Source organism: Sediminibacterium sp. FW305-C-61, assembly GCF_058231065.1.
In genome coordinates, this window is record NZ_JBIQXR010000001.1 from 1,161,235 (window position 1) to 1,185,620 (window position 24,386).

The following is a 24,386-nucleotide window of genomic DNA, read 5'->3' on the forward strand; positions in this document are numbered from 1 at the left end:
TACATCATGGTGGACATTAAACCCGATGAAATATCAGCGATACTGAGACAGCAACTCAGCAATTTCAATGTATCGGCCGATTTGGAAGAAGTGGGTACCGTATTACAGGTAGGTGACGGTATCGCCCGTGTATATGGCCTGAATGGCGTACGCAGTGGTGAACTGGTAGAGTTTGAAAGTGGCGTAAAAGCAATTGCCCTTAACCTGGAAGAAGATAATGTGGGTGTGGTACTCATGGGCGAAAGCGGCGATATTAAAGAAGGTGCCAAAGTAAAAAGAACCGGTAAAATTGCCTCTATCAAAGTGGGTGAAGGCGTTGTTGGCCGCGTAATCAATACTTTGGGAGAACCCATCGATGGTAAAGGCCCAATAACTGGCGACCTCTACGAAATGCCACTGGAGCGTAAAGCACCTGGTGTTATTTATCGCGAGCCGGTAAAAGAACCATTACAAACAGGTATCAAAGCAATCGATGCAATGATCCCGGTTGGTCGTGGTCAGCGTGAGTTGGTAATCGGTGACCGTCAGACTGGTAAAACAGCTATCTGTATCGATACCATCATCAACCAGAAAGAATTTTACGATGCAGGAAAGCCTGTATACTGTATATATGTTGCCATCGGACAAAAAGCTTCTACCGTTGCAGGTGTAATGAAGACTTTAGCTGATAACGGTGCAATGGCTTATACTACCATCGTATCGGCATCTGCATCTGATCCTGCTCCACAGCAGTTCTATGCTCCATTTGCCGGCGCTGCTATCGGTGAGTTCTTCCGCGATACCGGTCGTCCTGCTTTGATTATCTATGATGATCTGTCAAAACAAGCCGTGGCATACCGTGAGGTATCACTGTTGTTGAGAAGACCTCCTGGACGTGAAGCATATCCTGGTGACGTATTCTACCTGCATAGCCGTTTGTTAGAGCGTGCTGCAAAAGTTATTGCCAATGATGATGTTGCTAAGAACATGAACGACTTGCCAGACTCTATCAAACACCTGGTTAAAGGTGGTGGTTCTCTGACAGCCTTACCAATCATTGAAACACAGGCGGGTGACGTATCAGCTTATATCCCAACAAACGTAATTTCTATTACCGACGGACAGATATTCCTGGAGGGTAACCTGTTTAACGCGGGTATTCGTCCTGCGATTAACGTGGGTATCTCTGTAAGCCGTGTGGGAGGTAATGCGCAGATTAAATCGATGAAAAAAGTATCTGGTACACTGAAACTTGACCAGGCACTATATCGTGAGATGGAAGCCTTCTCAAAATTTGGTGGTGACCTTGATGCTGCTACTAAAATGGTACTTGATAAAGGTGCCCGTAACGTAGAAATCCTGAAACAAGCGCAGTACACTCCGTTCAGCGTAGAAAAACAGGTAGCAATCATTTACCTCGGTACACAAGGTCTGTTACGTGAAGTAGCCGTGAAGAAAGTAAAAGAGTTTGAAGCACATTTCCTGATGGAAATGGAGAACAAACTTCCTGATGTACTGGCTGAATTCAAAAAAGGTAATCTTCCGGAAGATGGCATCAATAAGATGACTGAACTGGCGAAGAGTTTGATGCCTCAGTATAAGTAAGCAGTTTTTTGTACAAATCATATGAAGCCCTGGATATTATCCGGGGCTTTTTTAGCTACATGATAACAGGGGTTGATTCATCAAAATACGCAGAGTATCGTATTGCCTGACCTTGAGATTGCATCTACTTTTAACTGACAGAAATTATAAATTTTCCTGAATCAGTTATCGTTGAATGACAAAAAAGTCAAGGAATATGAAAACAAAGCAGCTACTGATTATTTTCTTGTTGATAATTACAGCTTGTAAGAAAAGCGTTTCGCCGGGTAGCAGCAACACAGACCCTGCTGGTCCTGGCAACCAGCCAACAACCACTGCAAGTAACAATGGCAGTACCAGTCTGAACATTCAAGCAAATGTTGCTGATTGGATTGGAGAATATAATAACCAATTCTATGCAGTGCCTGTTATGAGTCATGGAGGAGAGTTGTTGCGTTACAATGCTACAGACAGAAAAGTGAATATGATCAGGAAGTTTGGTACTACAGATCGGTTTCAGGTAAAAGCGCATTCTATAGATGCACAGGGAAATATTTATATGTATGCACAATGCGATGTAACGAATGGTGATGTGGGTGTTATGAAATTAGATGCTGATGGGAATGTGCTCTGGAAGAAAAAATACAAAATGCAAATAAGCCCTTTTGTTTCATTTGAAGATATGCAGCCAAGAGCTATTAAACTTATAAATGGGTATCTGTGGGCCTTGTCCAGTTTTTTTCTGCTTAAAATCGACCCAGCTAATGGCAATGTACTAGCAACAACAGGTATTGGTAATACAAGTAATCGCTGGGCACCCGGGGAAGATATTATCAGGGCAGGTCAAAATATTATGGTGCAGATGGGGGGTGGGCAATTATATTTTTATGTTCTCAAAACGACAGACTTGTCAATCGTAAAATCAGTGAAAACAGCTTTTACTTTCAATCCTACTTCAGGGTATCCAACCAATACTATTCTGGATGTATCTGATAACCGTTTTTTTGCGGTAACACATTACCGTCAACAATCCTCCTTATTTCCAAGAGGAGTTATTATTGAATTTGATGCTGATGGAAAAATCCTTAACAGTGCTGTTATGGAAGACCAACTCAGTCTTTTTGAAGTTACCCGAATGCATCGCGACAAGGATGGCAACTATACAGTAGCGTATAATACCCATCTTCAACTAAGTCCCGAACTGAAAACCAAAGATGTACTCGTTTTTAATAAAAACCTGGAACTGACAAATAAAGTGAGCTTAATGCCCAGCATTACAAGCTCAGCTATTTCATTTAATGTAAATACTACTGCGCTTATACATTCTGTGAATGGCAAAACAACTATTGAGTGGGTCGATATTAAAAACCCCGGATGTAAGACTGTTAATATGCCATCCAATATTAAACTTCAAAGCCTTTCATTTAAAAGCCCTGTTGTAACAACCAATGTGCCCCCATTTGTAACACAGATGAAATATATAGGGACAGAAAATATGGCTTATACTGTTGAAAATATAAACTATACACAAACTGTAAATAAGTGTAACTGAGTATATAAACGGATATAGTTGAATGGATCAGAAAATGCCATTCTACTGAAATATAGGTTTTAGTCTTTGAGTCAGCATAAACAATTTTTAGCAGCAAAGAATACGCAGTTTGTCGTATTGTTCATCCATTTAAATAAGAGGAATTTTAGGATACAGTATAAACATAGAATGTATGAATAAAAAACTTTTGACATATTATACAAGCATTGCGATATGCATATTGCTGTTTGCTACATCCTGCGAAAAAACCGGAGGTTCTTCAGATGAATCCAAGCCGGATAATAATGCAACACTTAACAAGTGGCTGACTGATGTATCTTTTCAAAAGGTCAATGTAACATCTGCGAGTGCTGGTTGTAAAGACATAGTGTTCAATAAGGGTAATGCTGCTGTATTGGATACCAGAAATGTTGTTTCTTTTTCTTACGATAATGGTACCAATTGGGATCCACGACTTAGCTTATCAGGTAATACATTTCAATGCATTGCTTTACAACCTGATGGTAAAAAATTATTTGTAGGAGGAATTAGTCTGGCCAATTATACTTTTGGTGCTAAATTCTGGGTGTACCATGTACCTGATAATGGTGTAGTAAGCCTTGATTACACTGGCGAAGCCAAGATGGCCAACACAGATGATCCTATCAATTCCGATTTTATGCGTACCAGTTGGAATGGAGACGGATCTGTATATGCCAGCTTTGGCCGTTCTACTTACAGGGACGGCTTTTTCGGAAATATTACTCCTGACGGGAGAAAAATATTTACACGCAGAACTCCTTCCTTTTCATGGGTACTGAACGAATCACCTACAAAATTTCCTACACATTGCCAGGGCTTTTCAATCAGTGACGCTAATAAAACACTTACACTGTCAGCATCCGAATATATACCTTCTGGTAATCTTGGCTTGATGACTGCTTATACGTCAAGAGATGGAAACAAAGGGGCAGGAAATAACTGGTTGAATATCACCAATTATTGGAAACCGGGATTGTCAAAACATATTGCAGAAGATATAGCAGGCAATTATGCTGTTATCATTGGAGATGCAAACCGGTTTTTTATTGACAGTAAACTACTCACCGAAAAATATATTGAAATAGTTCCGAAAGGTATCAGTGGTACAATGAATTGTACAGCTATTGATAACAATCAATACATATGGATAGGCACCGATAATGGCTTGTACAAAAGCAATAAACCATTACCGAAATTGTATAACCCATTTGGATAAATTTAGATGAAACCTAAATTTCTTATATTACTAACTAGTATTCTTTTCTTATTTATAATATCAGCTTCTGCTCAAATACTGAGGGTTGAAAAAGAGAGTATAAGTAAGGATTACTATGGTTTAGTAAAAAGTGATGGTAAATTTGCTGTAAAACCGAATTATATAATCATCCTATCTCTCCCACATAAAAATGCTTTCTTAGCAGTCACTCAAAACAAGGGTATTGAAATTTTAGATAATAAGACAGGAAAAATAATTGAAAAGAAAAAGGAATTTCAGTTTGCTCTTCCGGCTTATATGTACTCGACAGCATATTCATATATTCAAAACAAGCAAAAAGAACCTTTTAAAGGGCAATACTGGATATTGATTAAAGACGATAAATATGGTGTATATGATTTTGATTTTAAACCAATAGCTGATGTTTTTTTTGATGAAATAAAAGTAGATATGGAGCGTCCCGGATTTCTGTTTATCAAAGAAGGAACACAATGGGGAGTCATGAATGATAAGGGGACTATACTGATAGCTCCGCAGTATTCTGAGATTAAATTTGATAATCACTATTCATCTGAAATTAACAAGCCCGTTTTTACTGTTACTAATAGATATAAAGATAGTTCAGGTCATCACTATACTACTTATTCTGTTTATGCCGACAATACTATATGTTATGGCCTCTCAAGTCGTTGGCTTTTTGCAAGTAGTAGAAATCGAGAAATTAAAGCACGTGAATTTTTACTAGCAAACGAAAACAAGCTTACTCCAAGCGATATGATTGATCTGGGTAATACTTATTATTCTTATTCTGGTATACCAGATAGTTTAATAAACCTGGCAGAAGCATATCGTTGGTTTTTGCAAGCATGGAAACAAGAAAAAAGTCAATATATTGGACAAAGGCTTGCAATGTTTCCAACTACATATAATGGTGTAGCTTTCCCTTTTTTAGATACATCTATTACCTCGCTTAGTATATATATAATACTGGCTCAAACCAATCCGACCTTTTATAATGACATCGGCCGTTTGTACTTTTTTAGTAGTGACTTTGTTACAGCAAAAAGGTATTATGAGAAAATAATAAACAATGATACTGTTGGGAATTATTCCAAATCAAAAGCCTATTTAGGGATAGCGAAAATTTATAAAACGCAGGGAGACTCGAAATTATCAATTACTTACCTGGACAAAGCAAAAGCTTTGTCACGATTATCAGGTGGCTTATATCCTGCAATTACCCAAAGTGATATCGATGAACTTGAAAATGGATTAAATCTTGCACGATCTAATCTTAGATCTGATCAAGTCATAGAATACAAGGGTGTTAAAGCTGCTATTGTACGCAGAACACAGGAGGGATTTTTATTGAGTAATGGCGATGTGCTGCCTTCACTTGCTACCAACTATAAAATATTGAATGAAAGTGCTGATACTTATAAGGTGAAATGTTTTGCGTGTTCAGGTACAGGTAGGATAAGTGTAACGGTAAAGTCAAGTTACCAGATAAGTTATTCAACCAGTACTTTATACACGGGGTCAAAAGTATCTGGAGATTATATCAAAACAACCACAATCACAACTCCATCTACTTATCAGGGTTCTGAAACTTGTAGGCAATGTTACGGGACAAAAAAGATATATAGTAAAAGATAGTTTTAGTGGATGTTTTGTGCATTGGGAACCATGAGTGCAATGCTGTTTTTTTCATATGAAATTACCTTACGATATGTGAAAGCGTTATTATTTAGAGCGTTAAAAATGCTTATAATATTCGGTTTTCAGTAGCTTTTTGTACCGCTTCTACTTTATTGGTTACATAGAGTTTCCTGTAAATGTTTTCAATATGTTTACGTACTGTGTGGTAACTGATAAAAAGGTTGGCAGCTATCTGTTCATAGGTCAGTCCGTTTTTTAAGTGTGTGAGTAATTCGACTTCCCTTTTGGTAAGCCCAAAATCAACAACAGGCTGCGAAGTATTCAGGGGTTGTCGAATCAGGTTTAATGTTTTCAATGCAATGCCCGGACTCATGGCAGCACCACCTGTCATGGTATCCATTATTGAGCGAAATAATTGCTGTGAATTATCTTCCTTTAGCAAATAGCCTTGGGCACCTGCCATAATAGCATTGAATAAGTTCTCATCATCATCAAACATCGTCAGAATCAATACCTTGATTTGAGGAAAGCGTTGCTTTAATAGTCGTGTGGTATCAATACCATTTAGAACAGGCATCTGAAGATCCATGAGCACCAGATCGATGCTTCTATTTTTATCAAGAAATTTTAATAATTCTTCTCCATTATTTGCAATATAATTCACAATAATTTCTTTATGCGGCTGCAGCCTTTCAGTAATGGCTTGCCGCACAAATGAATTATCTTCTGCTATTGCAATATGAATGGGCATTTTGGTCATCAAAAGTATATTTTGAATTTTCTATTGTCTATACGCAATTGTACGTATTTCAACTGAGGTTAGGGAAACTGCCCTTTATCAGGGTTTCGCCTGCTTTACTTTGTATATTAAGTTCACCTTTTAATTCTCCAATCCTGTACCGCATATTTGTTAGACCATTGCCATTTTGCATGGCACCCACATCAAATCCAATACCATCATCTTTAATTGAGAAGTGAATTCTGTCTGACTCGTCGGCTGATAAGCTAACCTGTATAGATAAACAATGTGCATATTTAATGGCATTATTTACAGCCTCCTGTATAATTCTAAACAAGTGAGTGGTGGCAGCTTCACTCAACATTAGGTCAGTATTGCCTGATACTGCTACCTTAACCTGTAGTTGCTGATTAACTGCTGGTCTTAAATAATCCCTCAACCTGAGTGCTAGTTCATCAAGTGATACAGCAGACCTGTTCATCAGCCATACGGTTCTGCGTAGCTCTCGCATACTCATCACTAAGCTGTTTTTCATTACACCTATCTGAGACGAAATATCTTTTATATTCTCAGCGGGCATTGATTCTACAGTGGCATTGATTAAAGTGAGATGGGAGCCAATATTATCATGCAGTTCCCTTGAAATGCGCAACCTTTCTTCCTGCATTTTATTAGTAGCTGCTGTTTTGGCCAGTTCGAGTTCTAAAGCACCCTGTTTGAGGGCAGCTTTCTTTTGTTTTCGCTGATAGAAAAAAAGTAATCCCAGTAAAAGCAATAAGGATGTAGTAACCGTAAGACCGAAGGTTTGCGTTCTCAAACGGGCTTCATGCTGAATTAACTTTTGTTGTTTTTCATTGATTTTCTGGGCAGCTATCAATTGCTCCTGCTGTGCTTTTAAGGCTAAAGCATTACGCTGATTATTTGCTAATTCTTCATTCAGCCTGCTTTGCTGTAATGCAGCTTCGCTTTCTTTTTGTTGTAATTCTTTTTCTGCAATCAATAGTTTCTGTTGCTGTTCTTTTTTTTCAATTTCGCGATTGGCTTCTAATAAATCCTTGTCTTTTTTGGCTGCTTCATATTTAATCATCATTTCAGCCAGTACCTTTTTGCGGTCACCTTCATAGAGGCTGTCGGTATGTTGTTTGTATTTTGTAAAATGAATATATGCATTCTCGTAATCTTTTTTGTTTGCATATACTTTAGAAATTGACAATTCTGTAAAAGCCAAATTGGTATAATCACCAGATCGCTCAATTAGACCAAGAGATTGGTGGAGATAGTGCAGTGCTGAATCATATTTCCCTAATTCATGGTAAACCTCACCTAAATTAAAATAAAAAGAAGTTCTTTGACGCGAAGTTATTTTACCAGTTAGTTGGAGTGCTTTTCCATACGCATCCAATGCTTGTTGATAACGATTGTATCTTTTATGCAGGTTGGCAATATTAATCAGTGGGTTATATTGCTGAATGGCAACTCCGCTTTTTTTACCATAGTCCAGAGCCATCTCATAATTTTGTAATGCTTTTTCCGGCTGATTCAGGTCTTTGTATGTAATGCCAATATTATTATAAGATGCAGAAATAGAGCCGGGATCATTTAGTGGTAATTTGATGGTAAGACTTTTTTCATAATAGTCAAGTGCTTGTTGTAGATTTTTTAGATCAACAGCCCAAATATTACCTAACTGGTTATATGCCCTGGCTAAAAGGGATTTATCCTTATCTCCAAGAATTAAAATTTCTTTGGTATGGCAATCTAATGCCTCTTTTACTTTACCTGCATGATAGTAACCAAATGCCATATTATGTAATACAAAAGCCATCTGTAAACTATCTTTTAATTGGGCATAATGTGCCAGTACAAGTTTACCTGTTTCAACAGAAGCATTATAGTCACCAATATCATCGAGTAAACTGGCAATTTGTTGGGTAGTAACCCACTTTTTGTCAACCATTTGCATGGTCGTGTAGGTATGTTCAGCTTGCCTGAACACACCTAATGCCTCTTTATACTTTCCGGTCAATTCCAGACATCGTGCATAAAAAAACAGAATATTCGCTTTTTCGACAGAGGCTTTTTGCGGGGCGATTGATTGATAAAGTTGCTGATAAACGATCAGTGCGGAATCGTACTGTCGTTTTGTATAAAATGTAGTAGCCTTTTGTTGAAGACCATCCGTATACTGTGCAAAAACACTAATATGAATTATGGCGGCAAGGCTTAAAAGCAATATATGCCTGCATTTTTTACTGCTTTTCATCTGATAGGGAAAATAAAACAAATATTTGGATTAATAAAATATGAGGTAACTGATTTTTAATAAAAAGTAGTTTAAACAGTCTCTTGGTTGCTTAATAATTTTTTTACACTAAAGGATCAAGCCCGTATAGTTAACATACTGAAATATTATGCGCCAATAACGTCTCATAAATGAAAGTGTTGAATAAATAAGTAATCGTTATTTTACAAAATTCAAGTTTGTTTCTTGCGAATATTAAATTATGCCAATCAACCAAAACAGAATGAAAGCGAATGATGAAATTGTTGTAAGTTGAAATATGCACAAAAAACTTGAACAACATATTCGTTCTAAACTTGGCAATGATACCGCCGGGCTAGATGAAGTAATCAGTTATTTCAAGCCAATGGTATTAAAACGTAATGATTATCTATTGAAGGAAGGAGAATTTTGCCGAAACTGTTATTTTATTGTAGAAGGCGCTATTCAGGTATTTACGATAGATGCTGTTGGTAATGATACAACCCGCGATTTTATCCTGGAAGAACAATGGCTGATGGAAATCAATATTTTTTTACAACAGGTACCAGCCAGAGAATTTTTTAAAGCAATTGAACCTACTCAGCTATTGGCAATTAGTCGAGATCATTTTATGGAATTATCCGCCCGCTTTCCTCAATTTGAAAAAATGTATCGCCAGATACTTGAACTGTCTTATTCCAATTCAGTTTATCGCATCAATACATTTGTAGCCATGGATGCATTGGAAAGATTAAGATGGATGATGGATAACCAGCCGAAACTCTTTACGAGGTTATCCAGTAAAATGATTGCCTCTTATCTTGGCATCTCACCCGAAACATATACCCGCTTGAAAGGGAAATTGTAAAGTCTTGACATTTGTCAAGATTAACCTGCTGCCCGTCTGTCATATTTGTAGTGTCAAATCATTCAATCAATAAAACACTACACTATGAAAGAGTTTCTCTTATTATTCTACAACCAAACTGGCAATGGTAACTATATTACCACACCCGATGATATGCTGGAAGATATGCCCAGGTGGCAGCAATGGATAGGTAATATAGCCATGCAGGGTAAGCTTGTATCCAGTAAGCCTATTGAGTATGACGGTACCCTTGTTGGCAAAAATGGAAAGAATGCTGGTCCTTTTATTCAAAACCAAATTTTACTTACCGGCTACATGCTATGTAAAGCTGAAGATATTTCGGAGGTAGAAGAATGGTGCCAGACTTGTCCCATTTTAAAATATGAGCATGGTACAGTAGAAATACGACCAATAATGCCATTCGAAGTATAAACTAAAAACCAATGATATGAATACAATTATGGGATGGGGGCGATGGCTGTTTATACTATCGTTCCTCTTGTACACAGGTCTGCATTTTGGATTGCCACAGGCTGGTGCTGATATGATTCCTTCATTTTTTCCAGCAAGGTTGTTCCTTAATTACGCCACTGGTGTGCTGGTTACGGCTTTCATTATAAGTTGTGTGATCGGCAAGTACGACCAACTGGCTTCACTGTTGATGGCTCTTTATGTCTTGCTGATGATTTTCCTGATTCATATCCCACGGGCATCCTCCAGTACAAATGATATGCTGAATATTTTCCGAAATATCATGGTTATTGGGGCGCTTCTGATGTATGCAAAGGGCTTTTCCAGGGATCGTTTTTTAAATTATTAAGTAAACATCAAAATACCATCCCGCAATTTTGGGATGGTATTTTAAATATTTGCATTTTTCAGATAGCCACCAATTTGCAATCTGACCAACCTTTTTTAAATATTTGATTTTGACCATCACCAACATCATGAACCACCTTACCGTCAATCGGTTCAAGCATATTTAATTCCCAACCTTCTGTAAAAAAACTAAATACAGCTGTATAAAACTGTTTTGATAATGAAAGTTCAGGATTTTCATTTCGTTCAAGTATCATTTGTAATTGGATATGCTCTTTTAATATGTCTATATACGGATGATCTTCTTTGGGGAGATAATCTGACAATACTGTATTAATAACAGATTCATCCCAGGTTTCGGTAAATCGATGCGATGCTGCCGATGTAATAATATTTACAACTAAAGTAGCTATTTCCTCATCGTATTCATTGTTCTCCTGCCATAGCGATGCGATGAACAATGCGTCAGACTTATTAACTGGTTTAGTTAACCATATTTTTTGGCTGTCAGATAATTCAATAGTTTCAAATAGTTGATATAATGTCTCCATAATTTTTAAGGGTATTTTTCTTCCGGTTTAATGAAAACAATTCCTGTACAGCCAGCATCTTCAATTTCCTTTTTTAGTTTTTCTGAAACATAAAAACCGATTGCTGAGTATACATTTCGCATGATTATTAAGTCTTTTTTGCTGTCCTCTTTTAGATAAATAGGATCTAAAGTCACCAAAATCGGGAATCGGGAATCTTCGATTAATGCAAGTAATTCATTTATATCTGATAGTTTTTTTATTTCTGACGAATGATTTTCAAAATTTTTTATTGTGAGCCTTGTTTTGGTTAAGTCAATACAATCATAATCAAATTGATAGGGATTGACTATCCAATAATCTGGCATTTCAGTATTGTCTGCAATCAGTGAGGTAGGAAAATATTGTATTCCTGAGTGATTACAGGCATACAATATTTTTTTTAATTTGTTACTTACTAATATACTTCCACCAATACCGGGGTATGTAATTAAATCAGTCAGCTTAGCATTCTTTTCCAAAATGGGTTTTGGGCATACAATGTCTTCAACGTTTTCGACCTTTTTTAATAGATGATGCGTAAAGTAATTTGGGTGATCAATGTGGATGTCTATTTTGGCATGAATTGCCTGATCTGAAGCACTGCCTATTATTTTCCTATCTAGTGATTTAGAAATTCTGAAATACATATGCGTATAAATGAAAAGCAATAGTACAATCGAATTAATCAATCTCAACTTTTGGTGATTTCTGGCAAAAAATAATTTATGATTTATTTTAAATTTTATAATATGATTGGGCTTCTAAAAAACAGATCAGAGTTCAATATATTTATTAATCTAATGAAAATCAATCTTTTATGTTATTTATAAATTCTGTAAAAAAGTTTCAATTATAATTTGGTTTATAAAATAAACTATTCTATGTTTGCTCTATCAAAACAACGAGCAATGAAAAAATGGATGGTAGCCTTACTGAGTATCTTACCCTTTCTCGTACAGGCGCAGGTAAAAATTACCGGTTCAGTTAAAGACCAAAAAGGGCGTATCCTGGCAGGAGCCAATATTGTGGTAAAAGGATCTTATGACGGTGGCCTGTCGGATTCTACAGGCCATTTTTCTTTCAAAACTTATGAGAAAGGAAAACAGGTTATCGTAGCTACTAATATGGGCAACAAAACAGGTGAACAGGAAGTAACGATTGATACTGCAACCATCAGTATCGATTTTATCCTGAAAGAAGAAATCAGTGAATTAAAAGCAGTAACCGTTACTGCCGGAAGTTTTGAAGCAGGCGATAAGAAAAAAGCGGCAACCGTATTAAGTTCATTAGATGTATATACAACCGGTGGCGCCAATGCAGATATTACTGCGGTAGTAAAAACATTACCAGGGGCACAACAGGTAGGTGAGCAGGAAGGCTTATTTGTGCGTGGTGGTGCAGGTTATGAAGCCAAACAGTTTATCGACGGAACATTGGTAAACAATCCTTTTATGGCCAGTGTTCCTGATATCGCTTCTCGTGGCCGTTTTGCACCAGCTTTATTTAAAGGAACCATTTTCAGCACAGGGGGTTATTCTGCTTTGTATGGACAAGCACTTTCTTCTGCTTTGATTATGGAGAGTATTGATATACCTGATCGTTCTGAGGTAAGTGCATCTATATCTGCACTGTTTTGGGGAGCAGGTCTGCAAAAAGTAGCTAAAGATAAAAAATCATCATGGGGTGGTAACTATGGTTATACCAACCTTAGCGCATATTTCGGCATCGTAAATCAAAAGCCAGAATATTTTCGCATGCCCCAGTTTCATACCGCTGATCTCAATTTCAGGGCTAAAACAAAAACTGGTGGTATGATTAAATACTACAGCACATTTGGTGCAAGTGACCTGGGTTTACGTAGATCTAATATTGATGATCCAGCATTAAAAAATGCTTTTGGATTAAATAATACTAACTGGTACCATAACCTGAGCTGGAGAGATAACCTGGGTAATGGCTGGAAAATGAATTTGGGATTGGGTTATAGTATTGATGTAAACAAAATTGATCAGCAAATACAAAACCAACAGAACCAGCACGTAACTACTGGACAGTCATGGATCGATAATAGCAATTTCAATATCAATACACGTTCAGACCTCACTCAATTCAAAGCTGTATTTGATAAAAGATTGAGCGGTATCAGTGTAATTCGTATGGGTGGTGAGTATATGTATTTCTACAACAGAAGTACCTACAATAATAATAAAGCCTTGTTACCCGATCATTTCAAAGCTTTGTTTTCCGAAGCAGACCTATATATCACCAATGACCTTGCCGCAAAAGTCGGTGCACGTTTCGAACATTCTTCGCTGATCAATAAAGCAAATATTGCTCCACGTCTATCGCTGGCATACAAAACAGGAAAAGGTGCACAAATGAGTATAGCTTATGGTGAGTTTTACCAAAAACCAGAAAACACCTATCTCTATAATACGACCAATTTCGGTTATTCAAAAGCTACCCATTTTATAGCGAACTATATTAAGAACACCACTTTACAGACTTTCCGCATAGAAGCATTTTATAAAAAATATGATGGCCTTGTTAAAACCTATCCATCATTTAACAACGCAGGAGCAGGAGATGCAAAAGGAATTGAATTATTCTGGAGAGATAAAAAAACTTTCAAGGGATTGGATTACTGGGTTAGCTACTCATACCTGGATACTAAAAGAGATTTCCTGAATTACCCGAAAGAATTACAACCAACTTTCGCCGCAAATCACACTGCTTCCTTTGTAATGAAACGTTTTATCAGTAAAATAAATACCGGATTCAATTTTACCTACTCGTATGCTACAGGCCGCCCTTATTACAATCTTCAGCAAAATGGTACCCAGTATGTAATTGCTGATCAAGGTAAAACCATCGATTACCATAACCTTGGATTCAGTTTTAATTACCTCACTTCTTTAGGAAAAGCGTATGCAGTAATTGTTGGGTCTGTAACAAATGTATTAAACAGTAAACAAGTATTTGGCTATAACTATTCTTATAATGGTGCCAGAAAAGAAGCAGTAACACCACCCGCCCCACAATTCTTTTTCATAGGTGTGTTCCTGAGCTGGGGTGTGGATAGGAGACAGGATGCTATTAATAATAACTTATAGTTTTTGGAAGAAATCAAAATTCAAAAATCAAAATTTTCTATATGAACAACGAACAACGTGACGAACAACTTTGGCAAATGGCAAAAGCCAGAGCCGGGTTTAAATGGGGCGTATTCAGCTACATAATTGTGAATGCATTTCTTGTAGCCATCTGGTTTTTAAACCGCGATAAAAACACCTATTTCTGGCCAATATGGCCGCTATTGGGCTGGGGTGTTGGATTAGCGTTCCATTATTTCCAGGCTTACCATGGTAACAAATTTATTAGCGCGGCAAATGAATACGAAAAATTGAAGAACAAACAATAAAATTAAAACTTCAACGACCACGAAATCAAAGAGCAAAAAATCAAAATTCAAAAATCAAAATTCAAAAATCAATTTTATGAAACAGATCATCGTAATAATATCTATGTTTTTTGCCGGTCAATTACTGGCTCAATCAAAATATGAGTCAGGTATGCAAAAAGGACTGGAACAATTAGTAGCTGCAAAATCTGCAGAAGATTTTACTGCAGCTTCAGCTTTTTTTGAAAGAATAGCAGATGCCGAAAAGGATAAATGGCTGCCTTATTATTATGCCGCCTACGCTAATCATTTAACGGGCTGGATGAATCCTAAAGCAGATAAAGATAAAGTGGCAGAAAAAAGTAAAGATCTCTTGGGTAAAGCAGAAGCACTGGAAAAAAATGCAGATACCTATTGCCTTCGCCAGATGATTGCTATACAACAATTAACGGTTGATGGTATGTCGCGTTATCAAACCTATGGTGCTATTGCAGCACAGGCAATTGAAGATGCAAAAAAAGCAGATGCGAACAATCCAAGAATTTACCTGGTTGAAGCTCAATACATGATCAATGTTCCAGCAGCATTTGGCGGAGGTAAAGCAGTTGCCAAAAAACTGGTTGAGAAATCGTTGGAATTATATGGTACTTATCAGCCAGCATCTGCTTTCCATCCTACATGGGGAAAAGATCAGGCTACACAATTGTTAGCTGCCTGTCAGTAACTTAATCTGTCAAGAAAACCAATTAAGCTACAGTTCCGATAACTTTAAGTAATGAACAATCTGTTTACCGTTTTATTGGTATTACATATTTCAGGTGGTGGTGCAGGTTTAATTACCGGCACCATTGCCGCTTCTGTAAAGAAAGGTTCAAAAACACACAAACTATCCGGTATCATTTTCTTCTGGGGAATGCTGGTGGCTTCTTTAAGTGCTTTAGTTCTTAGTAACCTTCAAGGACATGAAAACTTATTCCTCTTTGCTGTAGGAGGCTTTACATTATACATGGTATTATCTGGTTACAGGGTGGTATTGCTTAAAAGAATGTTTAAATCGACCCCGGTCAAAATTCCAACCGCCGATTACCTGATTACTTTATTTGGTTTTGTATTTGCTATTTTTTTGATCATCCAATCGGTAAAAGGAATTATACACGGGAATATGTTCAGTATTGTGCCTGGGGTTTTTGGGCTGATATGTTTAAGTTATGTAATGCTGGATATCAAACTCATTGTTGGACGTACAACTATCAAGCAAACATGGATGTATAGTCATATAGTTCGAATGATGGGAGCAATGATCGCATCCTATACCGCTTTTTTAGTGGTAAATGTTCAAATCCAACAGCAGTGGATATTATGGATGCTTCCTACAGTTATTGGCAGTAGTTTAATCGCTATTTTTATTCGCAAATATGTAGGGGCTTCAAAAAACTAAAACTTATGCAAGAACAAAACCAGGACAATGAACTAGGAAAAGACTTTTCACCAGAAGAAAGTCTTCGCCTGATCCAGTCTATGATTACCAAAACAAAAGATTCTGTTGCTGTCGACAGTTTCTATTTTCTGTTCTGGGGCTGGCTTGTATTTACCTGTTGTGTGGTAGAATATGTGCTGATGGTTTGGTTCCAATACCCGCATCATAGTTTTGTTTGGTGGACCATGCCATTCGGGGGCGTAATTTCAGGCATATACAGCGCCAGGCAGGCCAGACATAAAAAGTCGATGACTTATATTGAAGAAGCATTAAGCTATTTGTGGATCGCTATCGGGATGGCATTTTTTGTCATGGTTTTTATAAACGTAATTTCTGATGCCTGGAAAACCGCATTTACCTATTATATTCTAATGTATGCTTTGGGAACATTTGTTAGTGGCAGGTTAATTCGCTTTAAACCGCTGGTAATCGGTGGATTAATCAATTTTATTCTTGCTGCAGTATCTATTAAGTTTAATTTTGCCAACCAGCTTTTGATCGGTGCTTTGGCTTTACTTATCAGTTATATTATTCCCGGTCACTTGTTAAGAATCAGACATAATACCAAAAAGTAATACCATCATGGCAGATGAAAAAAAAATGACGGAACAGGAAAGTCTGGACCTCATTACAAACATGATACAAAAAGCGAAAAGCAGCTACCATGATACAGGTATCGGATCCTTATTATGGGGAACTGTAGTGTCTATAGCCTCTTTTGTATCTTACTTTGAACGTACCTATGATTTTAGCATTGGATTTGATATCTGGCTGATTGTTTTAGCCGCTATCGTACCGCAAATAATTTTTTCCATCCGCGAAAAGAAAGCAAACCAGGTTAAAAAGTATGAAGATGATGCGCTTAATAGTGTATGGCTGGTATTTGGCTTATCCATTTTTGCACTAAATATTTACCAGATTATTGTTCCCGAAGTTACTGCCCGGTTTATTCAGGAAGACGGCTGGAATATGACCAAACATTATATTGATGGCAGTAAACCGGATGAAATTCTTCGACCTTTTCCTCCGAGTTTCTATTCACTACTTATCATGCTATATGCATTTCCAACCCTTGTAACGGGTGTTGTTAAGAAGTTTAAACCTATGTTATTTGGGGCAATTATAACTTATGGTCTATTTATAACATCCTTGTATACACGTTCTGAATACGACTGGCTATTGGGCGGTGTAGCAGCAATTGTTTGTTGGTTTATTCCTGGCATTATTTTAAGAAGAAAGTACCTGGCGCAACAGAAAAAGCATGTTTAAAGAACTGGATCCCATATTACACTCACAACTACGACTAGCTGTCGTAAGCCTGCTTATTGGCGTTAAAGAAGCGGAATTTACTTTTATCCGTGAAAAAACCAATGCCACAGCAGGAAACCTGAGTGTGCAGGTACAAAAATTAAAGGATGCAGGATATATTGAAGTAACCAAGCAATTCAAAGACAACTACCCCCAAACTACCTGTAAAATTACCCCAAAGGGCATAGAAGCATTCGAAGCCTATGTACAGGCGTTACAGCAATACCTTAAAGTCGGATAGGAAGACAGATGTCTGATCTCTGATCTTTGATCTTGGAATATTTGATTTTGGGAGATGGGGATTTTGCGTTTGGTAATAGGTATAATGAAATAGCCATCGTCTATAGTCCATGGACTATGGACTTTTCACCTTTTATTCTGTCTTTCTCCCAAACTTCCGCTGTACTTTTGGTGTTATACATACACATGCAATCAATTATACAGGTAAACGGATTAACCAAACAATTTAAAAACCTCACTGCCGTAAACGATTTATCATTTACGGTTCAGGAAGGAGATGTGTATGGTTTCCTGGGGCAAAACGGAGCGGGTAAAAGCACGACCATTCGCATGTTGCTTACTTTAATTGCTCCCACGGCCGGGTCTATTTCCATTTTCGGACAACCGCTCTCCACCCACCGGAAGGAAATATTGCGGGAGATAGGAGCAGTTATAGAAAAACCCGATGTCTATAAATACCTCAGTGCTATAGAAAACCTGCGCCTTTTCGCCAGGTTAAGTGGGATGAAACCTACTGAACAGCAATTGATGCAACAACTTGAAATGGTAGGTTTAGCAGGAAGGGCAAAAGACACCGTAAAAACCTTCTCCCAGGGGATGAAACAAAGACTAGGCATTGCAGTTGCATTAATCCATAATCCAAGATTGATTATACTCGATGAGCCTACCAATGGACTTGACCCCCAGGGAATAGCAGATATCCGAAACCTTATCAGGCATCTTAGCCGCGATTTAAATAAAACCATTCTTGTATCATCACATCTGCTCAATGAAATTGAACAAGTAGCTACAAGGGTATTGATTATTGATAAAGGTCGAAAACTGGTGGAAGGAACGGCTGCAGACTTATTCGATCCTTCACAAACAATTGTTGAACTGGAAACATTGGATAATGACGCGGCCCTCGCAAACCTTCAACAATCCAGGTGGGCCGACCAACTTCAACCCAGAAGATCAGGGGTTTTACTGATAAAACTACACCGGAACCAGATACCAGATCTGCACAGAGATTTGGTAGCAATGAATATTCCAGTACTCTCTCTGCAACCCAGACACTCATTGGAAGATTATTTTTTACAGGTAACATCAGGAAAACATGCGCACACTAATTAATATAGAACTCTATAAGATATTCAAGCGACCAAGAACCTATATTGCTTTTGCTGCTATTACTGCATTGATTGTAATGATTCAATTTGGCCTTAAGGTTGATGGCCAGAGCTATGTAGATTTTATGTTGAATGATATTGGTTCGACACTTGAAATAGATGGCAATGTTTTAAATGGTTACCTGATTTGCTATATCATGCTGCAATTACTTTTGGTGCATGTGCCATTGCTGATAGCACTGATAGCTGCAGATATGATTTCAGGTGAAGCCAATATGGGTACGCTTAGGGTACTGCTTTCAAAACCTTATAGTCGCACATCATTCATGTTGGCAAAATTTATTGCTTCAACCATTTATACTTTATTGCTGCTTATCTGGCTGGCATTCCTTGCATTGTTTGTAAGTATGTGGGTATTTGGAACAGATGATATGTTTTTAATGAAAAGCAGTTATGTGGTTTTACTGAAAGAAAACGATGTGTTCTGGCGATATATCGGAGCTTTTCTTTTTGCGGCACTTGCCATGACTACCGTAGCCGCGCTTGGTTTTTTTCTTTCTGTATTTGCAGAGAACTCAATCGGTCCAATAGTAGCCACCATGAGTGTTATCGTTTTTCTGACCATATTGAGTACCCTCAATATACCATTGTTTAATGCAGTTAAACCCTACCTGTTTACCACACACATGATTAGTTGGAAAGAATTTTTCGATATTCAGGTAAACGAGTCTAATGAAGCTATTTTAGGAAGTATACAAAATAAAGACCGCATCATTAACTCTGCAATTGTGCTGATTTTACATATCATCGGTTTTGTAGCAGCAGCAATACTAATATTTAGAAGAAAAGATGTATTAAGTTAAAACAAGGATCATGCTAAAATTCATTACAGTATTATTCACCATTCACTATTCACTATTCACCGCGAATGCTCAGGATGCAACTGCATTGATTATGAAAGTGAAAGCCAAGTTAGACCTTGTGAACGATTATGAAGCTGATGGTAAAATGAAAACTAATGTGGCTTTTATTAAGGCCCCTATTGGCAAAGTAAAAATATTTTATAAGAAGCCGAATAAATTCAAACTGAAAAAAGATGGTGGTATATCCTTATTGCCAAAAGGTGGCGTTTCTGTTAATATGAATTCATTGGTTACAACCGACGAGTTTGTTGCATTGCCAGCAGGGGAAGCAGTTGTGGGCGGTGTTAAAACAACCATTGTAAAAATGCTGCCAACAAACGACAACAGTGAAATAGTGCTTACAACCATGTATATTGATGAAGCCAATCTGCTGATTAAAAAAGCAATTACCACTACTAAAGAAAACGGCACTTATGAGGTAGAAATGAACTATGGCAAATTTGCTACTTATGGCTTGCCGGATAAGGTAATATTTAGCTTTAACACAAAGAATTACAAACTTCCCAAAGGATTAACCCTTGAATTCGAAGACAATGAAAAGCCTGTTTCAGAAGAGCAAAAATTGAAAAACAGAAAAGGTAGGGTGGAAATAACCTATACCGGATATGCAATAAATAAAGGTATTGCAGATGCGGTTTTCAAATAATTAAAACAGGGAAACAGACCAGCTACGTTGAAAAAGTCCACCGGGGTTTAATTTATTAATGCCTTCCTTTGTCTCAATGTTCCCAGAAGCATTTACATGGTCTGCAATACCACACCAAGGTTCTATACAAACAAAATCAGCATCTTTCGCACTCCAGATTCCCATATAAGGAAATCCGTGGTATTCGAGTGATAATCCGTGTGAATGCTTGTCAGAAAGAATAGCAATAGCGGTACTTTTTAACGACTTAAATACCAAAGCATCCCCATGAAACAAAGGTTTATGTAATGCGATTTGATCATTGTCATTAAAAAAGGGATTAGCGGCTTCCTGTATCAAACCATCTTTGGTTAATGGCCAAATGCCAGTATCTTCTTTCTGATTAAACTGTAAGTAATAATCTTCGAAACTCGTTCCTGATACAAGGGGAACTGCAAATGCCGGATGAGCCCCAACAGAAAAATACATTGTTTCATCACCAATATTAATCACCTCATAAATAACATGGATTTTATTTCCTTCCAGCCGATAAGTTATGGTGAAGGAAAACCGAAAAGGGTATACCGATAATGTTGCCGGATCATCCTGCAAATTAAATTGTAACGTATCTGCAGTTTGGTGTGTTAGTTTAAATGTGCGTTCCCGGGCAAAGCCATGTCGGTTTAGTTTATACGCACTTTCCTTATAGTGATAAGTGTTGTTTTTTAAACCTCCTACAATTGGAAATAATACCGGACTCTTTTTACCCCAGTAATCGGGATTACCTGACCACATATATTCCAATCCTGTTCCCTTATGCTGAATACTTTGAAGTTCAGCTCCCAAATTGCTGACGCTTACCGATAATATATCATTGGAAAAATGGTACAGTTCCATGCGCTTATTCTGTTTCTTCAATTTTTTCATCCACCGCATTGGCAAGCATTCTTGCACTCATTTTGCGAAGCGGATTTTGGCGCATCTCAGCATAACCAAGTCTCATACGGATGATCTCAATACATTCAAATGTTGCTGCAAGGAATGAAGCATGGTCTGCCTTTCCTTTTCCGGCAATATCGAAAGCTGTTCCATGGTCGGGACTCGTACGAACCGCATTTAACCCTGCTGTATAATTAACTCCTTCACCTATAGCGAGGGATTTAAAAGGAATCAACCCCTGATCGTGGTACATCGCGAGTACCCCATCAAATTTTTCATGTTGTCCACGGGCAAAAAATGCATCGGCGCTATAAGGTCCAAAAACAAGCATAGTGTGTTTGGCTTCCTTGATGGCTGGCTTAATGATGGTTTCTTCTTCACTTCCTATCAATCCTTCATCACCTGCATGGGGGTTTAGTCCTAGTACAGCAATTTTTGGTTTATCAATGCCAAAATCTTTCTGCAAACTATTATGCATAATTTTCAGTTTGCTGAGAATGCCATCCTTCGTAATATGTTTCGCCACATCTGAAACGGTTACATGTTCGGTAACCAGGCCAACCCGAATATTTTCTGCAACCATAAACATCAATACATCACTTACGCCGAAAAGATCTTTCAGGTAAGGGGTATGGCCGCTGTAATTAAATTCAGCAGACTGTATATTTTTTTTATGGATGGGTGCTGTTACCAAACCATGAATCTGGCCCGCCTTCAGGGCCTGTGCCGCTTCTTTCAAAGAAATCAATGCGTATTTCCCTCCGGTTTCGTTGAGTTGCCCGGGTGTAATAGCAATTTCCTCCTCCCAGCAAGGATAAATATTCACTTGTTTGGGATTAAGTCTATTGAAGTCTTTTCCGCTTGTATAGTTGAAATTGATATCTGGCAGACTTTTCTTGTAAAAGTTGATGCTTTTATTGCTAGCAAATACCACGGGGGTGCAGATATCCAGTAGACGATGGTCGCCCAGGGTTTTCAGGATCAATTCCAATCCAATGCCATTCAGGTCGCCACAGGAGAAACCAATTACAGGTTTTTGCATTTCATTCATCGGGAAAGCTTTAGGAGGTAAAAATACGGATAATTCGAGCAGGTAGCTAATGACGTATTGCATATGGTCCATAGTCCATGGTCCATAGTATATTCCTCATTATAAGCGCTGTTCTCTCAAATCCGACATCAGCGATCAGCGATCAGAAATCATCCTCTGCCATCTGCCATATACCCGTACTTTTGTGCTAATGGAATACACCCTTAAAAAATCACTTGGCCAGCATTTTTTGAAAGATGAACAAATCTGCAAACAAATAGTAGATGCATTGCAGCAGGATACATTTGCCCGGTTGGTAGAAGTTGGCCCGGGAGGTGGTGCACTCACAAAATACCTGTTACAATTGCCGGGAATTGATTTTAAAGCGGTGGAACTGGATGATGAGAAAGTAGCCTATCTCGAACATACTTATCCTGCTATCAAAGGAAAAATTATACATGAAAGTATACTTGATGTAGCGGTACCATTCGCGGACCAGTTTACGGTGGTAGGTAATTTCCCCTATAATATTTCATCCCAAATATTGTTTCGCATTTTAGAATGGAAGCAACAAGTGCCTGTTATGATAGGGATGTTTCAGAAAGAAGTGGCAGAGAGAGTTGCTTCTAAATCCGGAAATAAAGAATACGGAATACTGAGTGTGCTTGTTCAGGCATTTTATGAAGTGGAATATTTATTTGATGTTCCACAAAATGCCTTCAATCCACCCCCTAAAGTTATGAGTGGGGTTATCAAACTTACAAGAAAGGCAACTGTTTGTGACATGAAAAGTGAAAGGGCATTTTTTGTATTGGTGAAAGCAGCATTTAATCAGAGGAGAAAAATGTTAAGAAACCCGTTAAAAGGGATGTTTGATGCAACTGTTTTGCAAGAAGAATTGTTTACTAAAAGAGCCGAACAGTTGAGCGTGGAGGATTTTGCAGCGCTGACTTTTAGGATGAAGTAAAATGAAATAAGGAATAAGAAATAAGGAATAAGAAATAAGAAATAAAAGAAATAACGAATAATAAATTAGGGAGAATTGTATGGGAGTTGGTAAGGTGATTATTACAGCGAAAGTTCATCCTTATCTGATTGAAAGATTAGAGAAGGCAGGGTATCAGTGCGTATATGATGCCTCAATTGACTATGAAGCACTGTCTGAACAGATTGCTGACTGTACAGGAGTAATTGTAACTACCAGGATTCAAATAGATGCTGCCTTATTAGATAAAGCAAACACACTAAAATGGATCGGCCGCTTAGGCAGTGGCATGGAAAAGATAGATGTAAACTATGCAAGACAAAAGGGGGTGCAATGTGAGAGCAGTCCGGAAGGCAATAGAAATGCCGTTGCAGAACAGGCATTGGGAATGTTGCTTAGTATGATGAACCGCATAAACAGTAGTTATCAGGAAGTGAAAGCAGGTAAATGGATCAGAGATGCTAACCGTGGCGATGAACTTACGGGAAAAACAGTCGGTGTTATTGGCTACGGAAATACAGGTGCGGCATTTGCCCAAAAATTAAGCTCATTTAATGTCACCATACTTGCCAATGATGCGCACAAAACTGATTTTGCAAATGGGTTAGTGAGAGAAGCCGGCGTTGAACAAATACAGCGTTATGCTGATGTAGTTAGCCTGCATCTTCCATTGAATGAAACCACCTACCACTATGCAAACGATGCCTTTTTTAATGCACTCGAAAAGCAGCCTTATTTTTTGAGCACCTGCCGTGGGAAAGTTACCCATACTAAAGCACTGATACAAGCCCTTAAAGATGGAAAAATAAAAGCTGCAGCACTGGATGTGCTTGAAAATGAAAAACTGGAAACTTATACAGAAGCTGAAAGAGCAGAACTTGATTGGCTACTAGATCAACCGAATGTGATCATTACACCACATATTGCCGGTTACAGTAATGAATCGTATTATCTGATGGCAAAAATCGTTTTGGATAAATTGGGAATTGGTGGTTTGTAATCATTGCTGTCCGGTAAAAAAAAGCATCTATCTCTGAAATGCTTCTGCAGCAATCATCTTGACGTAAGTTGAAAATAG

25 protein-coding genes are annotated in these 24,386 nt (G+C 37.8%); 19 read left to right on the top strand and 6 right to left on the bottom strand.

Annotated features, from left to right (window positions below; genetic code table 11):
- Positions 1-6 precede the first annotated feature (6 nt).
- From atpA to ACH30E_RS05030, 4 genes are all read left to right on the top strand, one after another.
- Positions 7-1,584, top strand: a complete 1,578-nt coding sequence (atpA, locus tag ACH30E_RS05015) for a F0F1 ATP synthase subunit alpha (RefSeq protein ID WP_490823913.1) — start codon at positions 7-9, stop codon at positions 1,582-1,584.
- 196 nt (positions 1,585-1,780) lie between these two features.
- On the top strand, positions 1,781-3,115 hold the full coding sequence (locus tag ACH30E_RS05020) for a hypothetical protein (protein ID WP_490823914.1): 1,335 nt from the start codon (positions 1,781-1,783) through the stop codon (positions 3,113-3,115).
- A 172-nt stretch (positions 3,116-3,287) separates the two neighbouring features.
- Complete coding sequence (locus tag ACH30E_RS05025; RefSeq protein WP_490823915.1) at positions 3,288-4,352, top strand: hypothetical protein; 1,065 nt, start codon at positions 3,288-3,290, stop codon at positions 4,350-4,352.
- Between the two features lie 6 nt (positions 4,353-4,358).
- Positions 4,359-6,008 (top strand): tetratricopeptide repeat protein, encoded by a 1,650-nt coding sequence (locus ACH30E_RS05030; RefSeq protein ID WP_490823916.1) that lies wholly within the window; start codon positions 4,359-4,361, stop codon positions 6,006-6,008.
- A 109-nt stretch (positions 6,009-6,117) separates the two neighbouring features.
- On the opposite strand, the gene ACH30E_RS05035 is transcribed toward ACH30E_RS05030, so the two are convergent.
- Together ACH30E_RS05035 and ACH30E_RS05040 are read right to left on the bottom strand one after the other, a co-directional pair.
- The gene (locus ACH30E_RS05035; protein WP_490823917.1) at positions 6,118-6,771 is read right to left on the bottom strand and encodes a response regulator; all 654 of its coding nucleotides are present in this window, start codon (positions 6,769-6,771) and stop codon (positions 6,118-6,120) included.
- Positions 6,772-6,820: 49 nt separating this feature from the next.
- Positions 6,821-9,013, bottom strand: coding sequence for an ATP-binding protein (locus ACH30E_RS05040; RefSeq protein ID WP_490823918.1), 2,193 nt, complete (start codon positions 9,011-9,013; stop codon positions 6,821-6,823).
- 298 nt (positions 9,014-9,311) lie between these two features.
- Here ACH30E_RS05040 and ACH30E_RS05045 point away from each other — a divergent pair, with 298 nt between their 5' ends.
- The 3 genes from ACH30E_RS05045 (at position 9,312) to ACH30E_RS05055 (ending at position 10,701) form a co-directional block, all read left to right on the top strand.
- Entirely contained in the window at positions 9,312-9,881 is a 570-nt protein-coding gene (locus ACH30E_RS05045; RefSeq protein ID WP_490823919.1) for a Crp/Fnr family transcriptional regulator, read from the top strand.
- A gap of 84 nt (positions 9,882-9,965) precedes the next feature.
- Positions 9,966-10,313: a YciI family protein gene (locus ACH30E_RS05050; RefSeq protein ID WP_490823920.1), complete on the top strand. Its 348-nt coding sequence runs from the start codon at positions 9,966-9,968 to the stop codon at positions 10,311-10,313.
- Between the two features lie 16 nt (positions 10,314-10,329).
- Positions 10,330-10,701 (top strand): DoxX family protein, encoded by a 372-nt coding sequence (locus ACH30E_RS05055; protein WP_490823921.1) that lies wholly within the window; start codon positions 10,330-10,332, stop codon positions 10,699-10,701.
- A gap of 58 nt (positions 10,702-10,759) precedes the next feature.
- Here the strand turns inward: ACH30E_RS05055 and ACH30E_RS05060 are convergent, their stop codons facing one another.
- Together ACH30E_RS05060 and ACH30E_RS05065 are read right to left on the bottom strand one after the other, a co-directional pair.
- Positions 10,760-11,251 (bottom strand): hypothetical protein, encoded by a 492-nt coding sequence (locus ACH30E_RS05060; protein WP_490823922.1) that lies wholly within the window; start codon positions 11,249-11,251, stop codon positions 10,760-10,762.
- A gap of 5 nt (positions 11,252-11,256) precedes the next feature.
- Positions 11,257-11,919, bottom strand: a complete 663-nt coding sequence (locus ACH30E_RS05065) for an imm11 family protein (protein WP_490823923.1) — start codon at positions 11,917-11,919, stop codon at positions 11,257-11,259.
- A gap of 261 nt (positions 11,920-12,180) precedes the next feature.
- Here ACH30E_RS05065 and ACH30E_RS05070 point away from each other — a divergent pair, with 261 nt between their 5' ends.
- The 10 genes from ACH30E_RS05070 to ACH30E_RS05115 all read left to right on the top strand — a co-directional run bounded on the left by ACH30E_RS05070 (position 12,181) and on the right by ACH30E_RS05115 (position 20,375).
- Positions 12,181-14,385 carry a TonB-dependent receptor gene (locus tag ACH30E_RS05070; protein ID WP_294991289.1) on the top strand — a complete coding sequence of 735 codons (2,205 nt, stop codon included), beginning with the start codon at positions 12,181-12,183 and terminating at the stop codon, positions 14,383-14,385.
- Positions 14,386-14,426: 41 nt separating this feature from the next.
- Positions 14,427-14,693: a 2TM domain-containing protein gene (locus tag ACH30E_RS05075; protein WP_490823924.1), complete on the top strand. Its 267-nt coding sequence runs from the start codon at positions 14,427-14,429 to the stop codon at positions 14,691-14,693.
- A gap of 76 nt (positions 14,694-14,769) precedes the next feature.
- Positions 14,770-15,396: a hypothetical protein gene (locus ACH30E_RS05080; RefSeq protein WP_490823925.1), complete on the top strand. Its 627-nt coding sequence runs from the start codon at positions 14,770-14,772 to the stop codon at positions 15,394-15,396.
- Between the two features lie 51 nt (positions 15,397-15,447).
- Complete coding sequence (locus ACH30E_RS05085; protein WP_490823926.1) at positions 15,448-16,110, top strand: hypothetical protein; 663 nt, start codon at positions 15,448-15,450, stop codon at positions 16,108-16,110.
- Positions 16,111-16,115: 5 nt separating this feature from the next.
- A complete protein-coding gene (locus tag ACH30E_RS05090; protein ID WP_294991300.1) occupies positions 16,116-16,724 on the top strand; it encodes a hypothetical protein in 609 nt (202 codons plus the stop codon).
- Positions 16,725-16,731: 7 nt separating this feature from the next.
- The gene (locus ACH30E_RS05095) at positions 16,732-17,418 is read left to right on the top strand and encodes a hypothetical protein (RefSeq protein ID WP_294991302.1); all 687 of its coding nucleotides are present in this window, start codon (positions 16,732-16,734) and stop codon (positions 17,416-17,418) included.
- Complete coding sequence (locus ACH30E_RS05100) at positions 17,411-17,698, top strand: winged helix-turn-helix domain-containing protein (protein WP_133474627.1); 288 nt, start codon at positions 17,411-17,413, stop codon at positions 17,696-17,698. Before ACH30E_RS05095 ends, ACH30E_RS05100 begins: the two co-directional genes overlap by 8 nt.
- Before the next feature lie 185 nt (positions 17,699-17,883).
- The gene (locus ACH30E_RS05105; protein ID WP_490823927.1) at positions 17,884-18,810 is read left to right on the top strand and encodes an ABC transporter ATP-binding protein; all 927 of its coding nucleotides are present in this window, start codon (positions 17,884-17,886) and stop codon (positions 18,808-18,810) included.
- Complete coding sequence (locus ACH30E_RS05110) at positions 18,794-19,669, top strand: ABC transporter permease (RefSeq protein ID WP_294991310.1); 876 nt, start codon at positions 18,794-18,796, stop codon at positions 19,667-19,669. Before ACH30E_RS05105 ends, ACH30E_RS05110 begins: the two co-directional genes overlap by 17 nt.
- 10 nt (positions 19,670-19,679) lie before the next feature.
- Complete coding sequence (locus ACH30E_RS05115; protein ID WP_294991313.1) at positions 19,680-20,375, top strand: hypothetical protein; 696 nt, start codon at positions 19,680-19,682, stop codon at positions 20,373-20,375.
- Here ACH30E_RS05115 and ACH30E_RS05120 read toward each other — a convergent pair whose 3' ends face one another.
- Both ACH30E_RS05120 and pdxA read right to left on the bottom strand, forming a co-directional pair.
- Positions 20,376-21,281, bottom strand: a complete 906-nt coding sequence (locus ACH30E_RS05120) for an aldose 1-epimerase family protein (protein WP_490838979.1) — start codon at positions 21,279-21,281, stop codon at positions 20,376-20,378.
- The gene (pdxA, locus tag ACH30E_RS05125) at positions 21,256-22,407 is read right to left on the bottom strand and encodes a 4-hydroxythreonine-4-phosphate dehydrogenase PdxA (RefSeq protein ID WP_490823929.1); all 1,152 of its coding nucleotides are present in this window, start codon (positions 22,405-22,407) and stop codon (positions 21,256-21,258) included. The genes ACH30E_RS05120 and pdxA overlap by 26 nt, the downstream gene beginning before the upstream one ends.
- Positions 22,408-22,534: 127 nt before the next feature.
- Here pdxA and rsmA point away from each other — a divergent pair, with 127 nt between their 5' ends.
- Together rsmA and ACH30E_RS05135 are read left to right on the top strand one after the other, a co-directional pair.
- Positions 22,535-23,290: a 16S rRNA (adenine(1518)-N(6)/adenine(1519)-N(6))-dimethyltransferase RsmA gene (gene rsmA, locus ACH30E_RS05130; RefSeq protein WP_490823930.1), complete on the top strand. Its 756-nt coding sequence runs from the start codon at positions 22,535-22,537 to the stop codon at positions 23,288-23,290.
- A 79-nt stretch (positions 23,291-23,369) separates the two neighbouring features.
- A complete protein-coding gene (locus tag ACH30E_RS05135; protein ID WP_490823931.1) occupies positions 23,370-24,308 on the top strand; it encodes an NAD(P)-dependent oxidoreductase in 939 nt (312 codons plus the stop codon).
- Positions 24,309-24,386: the final 78 nt, after the last annotated feature.